This window comes from Gillisia sp. Hel1_33_143 (genome assembly GCF_900104765.1).
In the GTDB taxonomy this organism is placed as follows: Bacteria; Bacteroidota; Bacteroidia; order Flavobacteriales; family Flavobacteriaceae; genus Gillisia.
The window spans coordinates 1,312,453-1,325,796 of sequence record NZ_LT629737.1 but is presented as its reverse complement, the minus strand read 5'-3'; the positions used below and the strand labels follow the sequence as shown (position 1 = coordinate 1,325,796).

At 35.3% G+C, this 13,344-nt stretch carries 10 protein-coding genes and 1 tRNA gene; 8 read left to right on the top strand and 3 right to left on the bottom strand.

Annotation, left to right across the window (positions count from 1 at the left end; all coding sequences use genetic code 11):
• Positions 1-28 precede the first annotated feature (28 nt).
• A complete protein-coding gene (locus BLT84_RS05995) occupies positions 29-1,723 on the bottom strand; it encodes a M56 family metallopeptidase (RefSeq protein WP_091263571.1) in 1,695 nt (564 codons plus the stop codon).
• A gap of 3 nt (positions 1,724-1,726) precedes the next feature.
• Complete coding sequence (locus BLT84_RS05990; RefSeq protein WP_091263568.1) at positions 1,727-2,092, bottom strand: BlaI/MecI/CopY family transcriptional regulator; 366 nt, start codon at positions 2,090-2,092, stop codon at positions 1,727-1,729.
• Between the two features lie 139 nt (positions 2,093-2,231).
• On the opposite strand from BLT84_RS05990, the gene BLT84_RS05985 reads away from it, so the two are divergent.
• Positions 2,232-2,807, top strand: coding sequence for a PhnA domain-containing protein (locus tag BLT84_RS05985; protein ID WP_091268077.1), 576 nt, complete (start codon positions 2,232-2,234; stop codon positions 2,805-2,807).
• 71 nt (positions 2,808-2,878) lie between these two features.
• Here the strand turns inward: BLT84_RS05985 and BLT84_RS05980 are convergent, their stop codons facing one another.
• Entirely contained in the window at positions 2,879-4,270 is a 1,392-nt protein-coding gene (locus BLT84_RS05980) for a dipeptidase (protein WP_091263566.1), read from the bottom strand.
• 219 nt (positions 4,271-4,489) lie between these two features.
• Between BLT84_RS05980 and BLT84_RS05975 the strand changes: the two genes are divergently transcribed.
• From BLT84_RS05975 to BLT84_RS05945, 7 genes are all read left to right on the top strand, one after another.
• Positions 4,490-4,571 (top strand) — tRNA-Leu (locus tag BLT84_RS05975).
• A 382-nt stretch (positions 4,572-4,953) separates the two neighbouring features.
• The gene (locus BLT84_RS05970) at positions 4,954-6,750 is read left to right on the top strand and encodes a ParB/RepB/Spo0J family partition protein (protein ID WP_091263564.1); all 1,797 of its coding nucleotides are present in this window, start codon (positions 4,954-4,956) and stop codon (positions 6,748-6,750) included.
• Positions 6,751-7,016: 266 nt separating this feature from the next.
• Positions 7,017-7,853, top strand: a complete 837-nt coding sequence (locus BLT84_RS05965; protein WP_091268074.1) for a DUF932 domain-containing protein — start codon at positions 7,017-7,019, stop codon at positions 7,851-7,853.
• A 159-nt stretch (positions 7,854-8,012) separates the two neighbouring features.
• Positions 8,013-8,780 carry a DUF6577 family protein gene (locus tag BLT84_RS05960; RefSeq protein ID WP_091263562.1) on the top strand — a complete coding sequence of 256 codons (768 nt, stop codon included), beginning with the start codon at positions 8,013-8,015 and terminating at the stop codon, positions 8,778-8,780.
• A complete protein-coding gene (locus BLT84_RS05955) occupies positions 8,773-9,882 on the top strand; it encodes a nucleotidyl transferase AbiEii/AbiGii toxin family protein (RefSeq protein ID WP_091263559.1) in 1,110 nt (369 codons plus the stop codon). Before BLT84_RS05960 ends, BLT84_RS05955 begins: the two co-directional genes overlap by 8 nt.
• 8 nt (positions 9,883-9,890) lie before the next feature.
• Positions 9,891-11,375 carry a hypothetical protein gene (locus tag BLT84_RS05950; protein ID WP_091263557.1) on the top strand — a complete coding sequence of 495 codons (1,485 nt, stop codon included), beginning with the start codon at positions 9,891-9,893 and terminating at the stop codon, positions 11,373-11,375.
• A gap of 24 nt (positions 11,376-11,399) precedes the next feature.
• Positions 11,400-13,139: a hypothetical protein gene (locus BLT84_RS05945; protein WP_091263554.1), complete on the top strand. Its 1,740-nt coding sequence runs from the start codon at positions 11,400-11,402 to the stop codon at positions 13,137-13,139.
• Positions 13,140-13,344 lie beyond the last annotated feature (205 nt).

The window sequence follows — 13,344 nt, the reverse complement described above, 5'->3', positions numbered from 1 at the left end:
AGGTTTTCTATTGATCTAATTAGAGCTTTTAATATTTCTTGATCTTAATAATTGGTGGCTCAGTTCCTTGTTGTGAAACATCAATATTTATATTACCTCCACTTTTAACCAATTTTATAGCTTCATCTAAGGCTATCTTTTTTCCTTCAAAATAAAAGACTCCGCCTTCTTTAGCTAATTGCTTAAAATGTACTGTTGGCTCTGGTGGTGGCGGTGGTGGCAAAGGTGTACCTTCTTTCTGCATTTCCATTTCCATACGTTTCATTTCACGCTCTGCTCTCTTCATTTCTAACTCATGCCTTTGCATTTCTTGCTGCATTCTTTCTTCATCTTTATTTGCCCTTTCCAGTTCACGCTCATGTCTTTCCATTTCTCTCTCCTGACGCTCCATTTCTCGTTCAGTAGCTCTCATCGTGCGTTCTTCTGTTCTAATTTCATCTTCCGCACTTCTCATCTTACGTTCTTCAATTCTAACTTCACGCTCCATTTCTCGTTGCTTATCTAAAGAAACCCTTTCTGGATGTGGTGGTGCAGGAGGTGGCGGTGGCGGAACTATATTCTGAAGATCATCTCCTTGAGTTGGTCTTGGCGGAGCTGGAGCATTTTTAGGAACGATGATCTCTGGAAATTTTTCAGATTGTGCACGTTGTTCCTTCGTCATTCTATCAAAAATATAAACCATTCTCTTAAGTTCATCTCTAGAGATCGTTCGCTCTTCTTTAGCTAAAGCATTATACTTCTTAGCCAATTTATTGTATTCCTTCACCATTTTGGCGGTTGCTTTCTCCTGCTCTAAAATGTAATTCTGTGGATCTTGATTAACCTGATCGCTGTTAACCACTGTATCTATGGACACTACTTTTTTAGTAGTAAAACTAAATAACATAAGTGCCAGCAATGGCAATAGCAATAAGCTTTTGAGCAACATGCTTCGTTTTGATGTTTGTGTTTTCATAACTGTAAATCGTTTTTTGATTGATGAATAATTAATGGCACTTGCCAATTGATATCCTGTTGGCTCCGAAAAATGTTCGGGTGATGAAAATGCCAATAGAATTTTTTGATAATTTGAACGCGCTATCCCTTGTTGGATCACTGCTCGATCTGCAAGAAATTCATGGTTAAGCTTTATAGCATGTTTTATAAGATAAATGATCGGATTAAACCAAACCAGAACCTGTAAAAACTCTATGAATAGAATATCCAAACTGTGATATTGTTCTGAATGGGCTTTTTCATGTAGCAATACTTCGTTGGGAATATCATTATTTTCGAACCTTCTTTTATTCAGAAATATATAACTGAAAAAAGTATGTGGTTCTATGTTGAACTTCAGTAAAACATTGATGAGTCCATTTGCTTTTACTTTTGGGTTTCGAAGTATCCTAAAATTGATACTGATAAGATTCTTGATGAATTTTATTCCGAAGAAAACAACTCCAAGAAAATACACACCCCATAAAAGTTGAGACCAATTAAAACTTTCAACAGAACTTGTGGTGAAATTGGTAATTATTGCGGAAGAATTCTCCACTAAACCTGCTGCTTGTTCTACTTGCACATATTCATAAAAAGTGATGAATGGAATTACTCCTGATAAGACCAATGCACACAAAAGATAAATTCTTTTAAAAGTATGCATACTAGCATTCTCCAATAAGATCTTATAGAACGTATAGAAAATACTTAAACAAGCCGCCGATTTTAGAAAGAATATTTCCATGAGCTATTTTTTTTCGATTTCAGAATCTATGATGCTTTTAAGATCTTCCAATTCTTCTTTAGATAGATTGGTTTCTTTGGTAAAGAAAGATGCAAATTGAGAGGCAGAATCATTAAAAAAGTTTTTGATGAGTCCGTTTACTTGCTTAGAAAAATAATCTTTCTTCTTTACCAGTGGAAAATATTCTCTAGATCTTCCCAATTGCTTATAATCTACAAAATTCTTATCCTGCATTCTTTTTAAAAGAGTAGCAATAGTGGTTGTTGCAGGTTTAGGATCTTCATAAGCATCTATAAGATCTTTCATCAAGGCCTTTTCCTGTTTCCATAGAATTTGCATAAGTTGCTCTTCAGCTTTAGATAATTGCATGAGATAAAATTAATTAAACTTAACTCTACAAATGTAGAATAAATATTTAATTCTACAAACATAGAGCAAATTATTTTTAAGAATTATGCAATTTTTGCTTTGTCTCAAAAATGTATCTTTGCCTTCTAAAACAAATACAATGAGCCTGGAACAAGAGTTATTTCAAAGAAGTGGATCACAATGTGAATTATGTACCGCTTCAGATAATTTAGAAGTTTATGAAATACCAGATTCCCCTAAAGATGCTGAGAATAGCATTTTGATCTGTGGAACTTGTAAAGAACAAATTGAAGATCCGGAGAAAGTAGATGCCAATCATTGGAGATGTTTGAATGACAGTATGTGGAGTCCAGTTCCGGCGGTGCAGGTAATATCTTGGAGAATGCTTACTAGATTAAAATCTTTAGGATGGCCTCAAGATCTTTTAGACATGATGTATATGGAAGATGAGGTAAAGAAATGGGCTAAATCTTCTATTGCTGCAGATCCTTCTGCGAAAAGCATAGTACATAGAGATAGCAATGGCGTAATTTTAGAAGCCGGAGATAATGTAGTGCTTATTAAAGATCTTAAAGTTAAAGGTAGCAGCATGGTTGCAAAACAAGGAACTGCCGTAAGACGTATCTCTTTAGATCATGAAAATGAAGAATATATTGAAGGTAAAGTTGATGGACAACAAATCGTGATCATCACCAAATATGTGAAGAAACTATAACAAAGAATTTATAACATAAAAAAAGCCGATTCAGTAAACTGGATCGGCTTTTTGCTTATTCTATTTTCGGATTATTTCTTACTTAATTTTGTGAAATGTTGGAAGAATAAAGGAATAGTCTGAATTCCTTTTAAGTAATTCCAAACTCCAAAATGTTCATTTGGCGAATGAATCGCATCGGTGTCCAACCCAAATCCCATTAAAATAGTTTTACTTTGAAGTTCTTTTTCAAATAAAGCTACGATTGGAATACTTCCACCACTGCGTTGCGGAATTGGATCTTTTCCAAAAGCTTCTTTATAAGCATCGTTAGCTGCCTGATATTCCATCGTATCAATTGGAGTTACATAAGCTTGCCCACCATGATGAGCGTTCACTTTAACTCGCACTCCTTTAGGCGCTATAGACTCAAAATGCTTTTTAAATAATTCGCTTATCTCTTTCCAGTCTTGATCTGGTACCAATCTCATAGAGATCTTAGCAAAAGCTTTTCCTGGAAGTACTGTTTTAGCTCCTTCTCCGGTATAACCACCCCAAATTCCATTCACATCTAACGTTGGTCTTATGGAAGCACGTTCTAAGGTAGAATAACCTTTTTCGCCATATACATCGTCTATATCTAGCTTTTCTTTATACTCTTCAAGATCAAAAGGCGCTTCTGCCATTTTATCTCTTTCTTCTTTGCTTAACTCTTCCACTTTATCATAAAAACCAGAAATGGTAATATGATTGTTTTCATCCTGAAGAGAAGCTATCATTTTAGCCAACACATTAATTGGGTTTGCTACAGCTCCTCCATACAATCCACTATGTAGATCGCGGTTTGGCCCTGTAACTTCCACTTCCATATAGCTCAATCCGCGAAGACCGGTAGTAATAGAAGGCACATCTTTAGCGATCATTCCGGTATCTGAGATCAAGATCACATCATTAGAAAGCTTTTCCTTATTCTTAGAAATAAACCAACCTAAACTCTCACTTCCAACTTCTTCTTCTCCTTCTATCATGAACTTTACGTTACATGGTAAAGCATCATTCTTGGTCATATACTCCAAAGCTTTCACATGCATATACATCTGCCCCTTATCATCACAAGCTCCACGAGCAAAGATGGCACCTTCCGGATGGATCTTAGTTTTCTTTATAACTGGCTCAAATGGTGGACTTTCCCATAAATTTATAGGATCTGGCGGTTGCACGTCGTAATGTCCATAAACCAGCACCGTTGGTAAATTTTTATCTATAATTTTCTCTCCGTAAACAATTGGATAACCGGGAGTTTCACAAATTTCAACTTTATCACATCCAGCCTCTTCAAGACTTTTCTTTACAGCATCGGCTGTATTTAAGACATCTTTCTTATAGGCCGGATCTGCACTTATTGATGGAATCTTCAGAAGATCAATCAGTTCCTGAATAAATCTATCTTTATTTTCTTCCACATAACTTTTTACATCTTTCATCTACAACGTTTTGAATTTAGGTAAAGATAATAAATTGAATTTTTTTTTAAGAAGTATTTGAATATTGAAACATTTATGTATATTTGCAGCCGCTTATCAAGGTAAGTAAGTTTTATAACGAGTCCTAAGTGTTATAAAATGGTAATGCGGGCGTGGTGGAATTGGTAGACACGCTAGACTTAGGACATAGCGAAATATAAAGTGTTAAAATATTAAAATGCGGGCGTGGTGGAATTGGTAGACACGTCAGACTTAGGATCTGATGCCGCGAGGTGTGGGAGTTCGAGTCTCCCCGCCCGTACAAAAGCCGAAGAGAAATCTTCGGCTTTTTCCATTTAAAAAAATGTCGAAAAAAATGTCAGGTACAACATAGGTACAACATTTTGCTAATTTCAGGGCAACATTTGTATTGATGTCAAATATTTCTATTTGTTATTAAACCCTATTAATTTTCTGGTAAAATAATAAATTCTGCTAAATAGCAACCTTATTACTTCGTAAGGGGGAGTTTATTATCATACAATATAACCGCAATTTAAACTCGTAAAATACTTCCATCAAAAGACTACGGCATAAAGCCAATGCTCTTTCCAACGCTTATTTATTCCGTTTCCTTTTGAGCCAAGATTTTATCTTCCGTTTGGTTTCTGCTCAAATATTGTTTAATCTAAAATTTGAGTATTATGACAACAAAAGCGAGTACCACAAGAAAGAGCGGTAAAAGAATTACGACCGCCAAGAAAGAAGTCAAAGAAAAATTGACACAAAAAGCGATTGGGCTTCAGATTGAGAACCTATCAATTGCAAAGGTCATTCCCGACCCGATGCAACCCAGAAAGACTTTTAATGAAGCACATCTGCAACAGCTTTCTGAAAGCGTCAAAAAGCACGGTGTTCTACAACCTATTACAGTTCGAAAATCTGGAAACGAATTTATCATCGTGATGGGCGAACGTAGGTATCGCGCAAGTAAGCTGGCCGACAAGAAAACTATTCCGTGTATTGTCAGGGAATATAAGAACAACGATGTTCTTGAAATTCAAATCATCGAAAATTTGCAAAGGCAGGATGTTGAACCTACCGAAGAAGCTGAGGCGATTGCTTACCTAAGCGAGAAATATGCGCCTACAGAAATTGCAAAGCGATTGGGAAGAACAGATAACTTTATCAGACAACGATTAAAGCTGGCTGGTTTGATTGAAGGTTTCAAACACTTCGTCCGTAATGGCGAAATGACGATTTCGTTAGGTGTGGGTGTTGCACTTTTCGAACCTGAAGAACAACAGATGATGTTGGAAACGATGGGCGAAGATTTTAGTGCCCATCAGATAAACAGGATGATAAAAGACCAGACCTATGATTTAGAGAAAGCACCTTTTGAGGTAGCTGATAAAAAATTGGTTTTGAAAGCTGGCTCTTGTGTAGAATGTCCGTTCAATGCTGCAAATCAAGGTAATCTGTTCGGCGATGGTAAAATGGTCTGTACAAAATCAGCTTGTTATGAAACGAAGAAAAGCAAGTCGTTCTTGAATTTGATTGAAAAATCGAAACAAGAGAACATACTGTTAATTCCTGAAATACGACAGTATTGGGCAGACGAGGAAAACAATACGCTGATTATTTCACACTTGGAAAAGAACGGTTTGAAAGTCTATTTGCTGGATGATGTTGAAATCATAGAAAATCCGATAAAGCCAACAATTGAGGACATCAAGAAAGAATACCAACATTACGATTATTCCGAAGATGAATTCAAAGCAGAGCTAGATGAAGCCTTACAGCACTACGAAGAAGAATTGGAAAAACACAATTCAGCTAAAGAAAATGAATTTGTAAAAGGTATTGTGTTCCATCCTGAAACATACAGACACAAAGAAGTCTTTATTAAGATTCTTGAACAGTCTAAAAATGAATCGACAACGTATTCAGCACCTTTGGAAAACAGAAAAATGGCAGATTGCACACCTGAAGAACAGATAATTAAAATCAACGAAAGGGAAATCCGAAAGAAGCAAATAGAGAACAACAAGCAGTTTGAAGAAGTTGTTGAAATGATTAGAGACACCAAATACATTGATACGAAGAAAACACTTTCGGTGGATGAAATGGTAGCGTTCTCATTGACGTTATATGAAAACAATGTAGATTATGTTGGACGACAAAGATTCTTTTCAAATTTATTGGGCAATACATCAAAGATGACAGATGAAGAAATTGTTGAGAATTTCAAAAAGAAGTTTAAAAAGGAAATCTTTCACAAGCTGATACGTTATATACTAACGAAGCAAGTGCATTTTGGCGAAAGCAATCACGTTAATAATCTGACTAACATTTCATTCTATAATGCGATGCAAGGTTATTACAAATCCAAGATTGATGGCATCGAAAAAGAATATGCCGAAAAAAGAAACAAGCGTGAGGAACGTTTGAAAGAGCGAATAACAGTTCTTGAAAAGCAAATTCAAGGATTGAAACAGTAGCTTTTGTTGTTTGAAGAAGGATTGGCATTTGTGCTGGTCCTTCTTCTTTTTTTATAATAGACACTTGGTTAATATGGTCAAGGAATAGAGAGAATAATCAATCAATAGTTAGCGCAAAGGTAAACTCGTAAAATACACCCATCAAAAGACTACGGCATAAAGCCAACGCAACATCCTACGCTTATTTATTCCGTTTCCTTTTGAGCTGAGATTTTAGCTTCCGTTTGGGTACTGCTCAAATATTGTTTAATCTAAATTCAAAAGCTATGTATTTACAAAATTTGCAACAGGATGAAATCTTTGTTCCATCAGAAATGAAATCCTTAAAAAGTCTGACCCAGATGGAATCCCGAAGAGGACTTGAAAATGCCATTATCTCAAATGGCAAAATCGTCAACGTGGTATCGAACAGCTATGGCCACATTCCGAACCAACTGTTCTTCAGGAAAGCTGAAGAAATGCTGACCGACGCACAGCTGAATTTCCACAAACGCACCATCAACAAAAATGACAGGTCGTTTATTACCGACTTTATCATCGACGATAAAAGCCAGTTTACCGTCAAGAACGATAAGGACTTGATATTGCCGATGCTTCGGTTCAAAAACTCGTATGACGGAAGTGAAAAAACCTCTGGACACTTCGGGTTTTATAGAGAAGTGTGCTCAAATGGTCTGCACGTGTCACAAGCAGAAATCGAGTTTTCCATAAAGCACAGTAAGAACAATACGCACTTGATTATGCCGAGGCTGAACAATTTATTCGATAAATTTCTGGATAATGAATTCTACACCATTACAGAGAAATTCGACAAGATGAAGGAATTTAAAATCATCGATACGCAAGAGTTCGTAAAGGCAATTCTTGACAGAACGAAACTGTTCCGATACGAATGTAGCGACAAGAACAGCGACCCGTCGAAAAAATCTCGTGAGGTCATCGAAATCTTAAACTATGAAGCCTTGTTGCTCAATGAAGAACCAAATCTTTGGTTAGGTTACAATGCGTTTAATTCAGTACTTCATAATGTTTTGAAGAAAAGCTTTGGCCAACAAGAACGGTTGGATAAAAAACTGTTCGACGAAGTCTATGCGATGGCATAGCATCAATAAAGGTTCATCCAGTACCTCAAACTGGATTTTTTTCACTCGCTAAACACTAAAAATTCAAATATTTACCACTTTATTTACATAGTGGCAATAATTAGTTTTCAAATATTCGCCACTTTTTTGTACTTTTGGCAAAGTTTTGATATAGATATTATGCCAAAGATTGTAGAAAATAAGCTTATAGAAGCATTTAAAGAACGTAGTTCGTTTGATAGGAACGAACTATTTCAGTTCTATTTGGATTTTGAACCCGATTTGAAGGAAAGTACTTTTAGTTGGCGAATATATGACCTAAAGAAAAAGGACATTATCAAAACAATTGGACGTGGACTTTATGTTATATCCTATAAACCGAAGTTTAAGCCAGTACTATCGGATAATGTTCTAAAAATAGCAACTAAAACCAATGAAAGGTTTGAGAAAATCCAATATGCTATATGGGAAAACCAATGGCTCAATGAATTTACGCAGCATCAAGTATCCAATCAAATGATTGTGGTGGAAGTGGAAAAGGGATTTACCGAATCGCTCTACTATTATCTAAATGATTCATTGAAAATGGATTTTTTCTTGAATCCGGATGATAAGGAAATTGAGTTCTACATTTCCGAGAGTACTATACCCGTGGTCATAAAACGTCTCGTTACAAGAGCACCGATAAGTAAGCTAAAAGTCAAAAAAAATGCAGTTCCAGTTGCCACACTTGAAAAAATAATGGTGGACTTGTTTGCCGATGAAAACCTATACCATTTTTACCAAGGTTCTGAACTCATAAACATCTATGAAAAAATACTTGAGCGATACAGCATTAATTTCACAAAGCTCTTTAGTTATGCGAAAAGGCGAAAGAAAGAACAGGAAATCAAGCAATTTATGAATAACCACATACCGAATATTTTAGAGAATATAATCAATGATTGAAAACAAAAGCTTCACAAAGGAATGGTTGGATATTTTCCGAGCAAAAAAAGAACATAAAGGCATTAATGTGACGATTTTGGAAAAAATGGTTCACGCATTTTCTTTATTAGAACATCTAAAGATAGAAGGACTTGATTTTGTTTTTAAAGGCGGCACATCGCTCGTACTCTTACTTGAAGAAGGCAATCGGTTCTCAATCGATATTGATATTATTTCGAGTGTAAAACGTAAGCCATTGGAAAAAATCCTTGATTCGGTCGTTGCCAACTCACATTTTAAAAGCCACATCTTGAATGAGCGTCGAAGTTATAAAGAAGGTGTTCCAAAGGCACATTATACTTTTGAATTTGACTCGGTTTACAACCCGAACGTTCCAGGAACAATTCTGTTGGATATTCTTTTTGACAGTCCACATTATCCAGAACTTATAGAATCTTCTGTTGAGATTTCGTGGCTATCGGTTGATGACCCTATAATATCAATTACCACACCTTCGGTAAATTCCATCTGTGGCGATAAGCTTACTGCTTTTGCACCAGAGACAATCGGTATTCCATATTATAAGGGCGACCAGTTATTTACAATGGAAATTTGTAAGCAGTTGTTCGATTTAGGGAAGTTGTTTGAAAACATTACAGATATGTCTATTGTTAAGGCAAGTTTTTCCGCTTTCGCGAAAGCGGAACTATCCTATCGCAGTTCCGATAAAGATTTTGGCAAAAGAAACCTCAAAGAATCAGATGTTCTTTGGGATGCCATAGAAACCTGTGCCATCATCGCTAAAAGGGAACGCAACCCAACCAAGGAAACAAAAAAGAAGTTTGAGGAATTAAACCGTGGCATACGCAGTTTTGGAAGTGCGTTTTTGATGACAGGAAATTTCAGGATAGAGGAAGCTCTTGCAGCTTCGGCCAGAGTAGCTTATTTAAATACCATCTTGTTACAAGATGAGATAACAGAAATCGAATATTACGAAGGACAGAACATAAGCGAACTTAACATTGAAAAAGCAGAGTGGGCATTTTTGAACAAACTGAAGCGACAGCCAGATAAAAGCATTTTTTATTATTGGTATAAGGCTACAGAGTTTTTACCAGAATAATATTGAATATGAAAGATAATAAGATAAAATACTTTACCCCAACCTTAAATCGAATTGAAAGCTTTACAAAAGTGCAGACCTTTACGATTAATGCGCCCGACCATCATTTAGATAAGTGTTCCGTTGAACTTAAAAAATCAAAAGGACAATTCACCTTTGAAACAATTTCACCAATTCTAAAGGGAATTCAGAACCACAAAGAGATTCAGTTTGAAAGAGCCACTGAAATTAGGCTAATCAATGATGACAAAACGCTTTATTTAAAAGGCGCAAACTACTTCGTAAACAAAATTAATTATATAGAACATCATTCTAAACGTTCTAGAGGAACGATAAATGCGTTGAGTTCTTCTGCTCAATCATTCAATTCTAAACCAGTTTTTCTACGATGTGTCTTACCTCTTGGAACAGAAAATAAATTGGATTTAAAGGATTTTCAAAAAACGTTATTTCGAGTAGGAACCGCAACGTCACTACTATTTGCCTGTAATGTTAATGAGCATAATTTTGAACTTATCAATTGTAAAAAGGATGACTTTCATTATTTCATAATGGACTGTTTAGAACCAATAGCGAAAAAAGAATTTCAAAAGAAATGCTACAATATCATTTTGACCATTGGATTGTTAAAAGGCGATTTAATCCACAAAGAAAATTACATATTAAGCTACAAGGACCATACGCTTAAAGAACCAGAACATATAGAATATATGTCAATGCGCTCTTCTGTGTTTTCCAATCAGCCATTAATAACCACGAACCCTTATTCCGTTAGAATTTTTGATGAGGATTTTGAGAGGGATGAAAATGGGATGATTTCCGATGCACAAAGAAAGAAATTATATGATGGAATAGTTGATGTCTCAGGCGAAGTGTTTTCTAAGCTCGCTACACTATTCTGTAACCACGAGAAATTACAAAGAGCAACATTACTCTATATTTTGGGGCATTCTGCTACATTGGAAATTAGAATACCTAATTACTATGTTGCACTCGAAGCAATTACCAGCTATTTGGCTAAGACTGTTGATGAAAAGCCTAAAAGATTAAACCCTATCAAGGATAAGAACATAGCAAGTGAATTGATAGCTGAAATCAAAACGCTGATATTGAAAACTAAAAAGAACCAAGAATTAGATAATGATGAAATGAATATAGATATTCTTATGAAGAACATCGACAGACTTAACAGTCCACCAAATGCTGATAAATTGGCAAAATCTTTCGAGATAATTGGCTACACTCTGACTGATGAACAATTCAAGATAATTAAGGATAGAAATAGCTATTTACACGGCAGCTTTATAAAAACAAAAGAAGAAGAAGATGGAAGATTTAGAGATGCACTTCATATTAGTTTACGGCTACATTTTTTAATTGGCTTACTACTTCTTAAAAATGTAGGATATAATGGTAAAATTATCAATTATGCAAAATTATGGTCTCACATTACGGGAAAGAATATCGAGGAAGAGGTTTTAGTACGCATTTAAAATTAAGAACATAAATACATCAATATGAAATTTAAATTAGGTGTTACTTTTGAGGCCTGCTTTCCAAAAGAAGAACGCAAAACGCTCTCTGATTACCTCTCTGGAATACAGCGAGAAGATTTACTTAAAATGGGTTCTTATTTTCTTGGTTTTAACAATGAGAAATCCCAATACAGCGATGTTACAGATTTTCTAAATATGTTTTTTTCAGCTGATAACAAGGATTTCGCAACCGATGTATATAAAAATCTAAAAACTTTTGTTTCCCAAGCCGGCTATGGGATAGAACAATATGAAATACCATATGTAGGAAGTAGTCTGCTTCTATTTGAATTTATTTTTGATAATATTTCTGAAGAACAACAAACTACAAAAAGTAATTTGGAAATAGAGCAAGACGTTTTCAGGGCTTACGTGCATCTTAATCAAGTTGCATTTACGGATAGGGGAATTGCAGAGAAAAAATCAGATGAAGAATCAGATATAGTTTACACACCTGCGCAAGTGTTGCTTAAAACTCATTTCCATAATAACGAACTAATTAACTACAGGGTTGATAAACTTTTCACTTGTCAATTTTTGAGGGCAGTCTCATATTTTGAATTTTTATCACAAATAGATAAGTGTCAACCGCTATTGAAAGCATTTTATAAGTACTATGGTGTTAAGGATTATAATGAATATCTGCGACGTTTATTGGGTATTACTTATCCTGTACTTATGAAAGACAAGGAAAGTCATACTGAAATTCATCTCGATAATCTTGACAATGAAGATTTTATCGACAAACATATTTTGTCTTCAAATGAAGTTGCTTCTGAACTTGACTTCTTGACGTTGAGAAGCAAACCACTCTATAAATTCGAGAAAGGCAAGTATAGAATTATTTCTCCACTCTTTACTATAGAAATGATTTACAACGGATTGTATTTTAGGTTAAAGGCTATCAACGAAAAACTCTCTGAAGATGAAAAAGTTAGTGGGCTTTATGGCTTGAAAACCTATGAGTATAGCGAACAATATGCGCTGGACACACTACTACAAGAAATTTACGGTAAGCGTTATTATCAGAAATCTGGTAAAGAACTGGATGAAATTATGCAAGGTGCACCTGATTACTACGTGCGGAATGGAAAACATACTATAATTTTCGAATCCAAGGACATCCTTATTTCAAAAGAATCTAAGCAAAGTACAGATTTTAGGGTGTTAAGGGATGAATTGAAGCTGAAGCTATATGAAAATGAAAAAGGTAAGTCAAAAGCCGTAAAACAATTAGTTGAAAACATAAGAAAATTGCTTAATGGCGAAGCGGATTACGATAAAAACTTTCCAGTTAAAAAAGGCACTATCTTCCCAGTTGTGGTCGTTCACTATCGTATGTTTAATGCAGCTGGTCTTAATAACATTGTTAATGGATGGTTCAGAAATGAACTTGAACAACTTAAAGAAAAAGGGCTTGATATTTCAAAGGTTCAAGATTTAATACTTATAGATATTGATACTTTAATATTCAATAAAGAAGCATTGCAATCCCGAAAACTACAATTATGGGATGTTCTGATGGAATATCAAGAAACTTATTTGAGATTCGATATATCAAAAGCAAGACCTCGCCCACGTAGTGAAGAAGAAGGTATTGAGATGCTTAAATCTTCTTTTCATCCATTCTCGTTCTTTTTGGACATTAAGGTTGAAAAGATGAAATTTGATAGAACACCGAAAGAACTATTAGAAAAGGCTGCCCCACTTTTCCCAGAATAGAATCAAAATTCAAACCCAACTCAGCCCATTCCCCTACATTTCTCAAAAAGCTACATTTCGGGCAAAGCGCTTCATTAAAACAAGTCTTGGACACAACTCCAAAGCTTCCGATTTCCATTCCACTTGCCCACTCATTCCCGAGAAAATTGGGAAGTGGTCAAACTCCATTTCAACCTACACCTTTAAAGTTAAGCCTGCTTTTCTT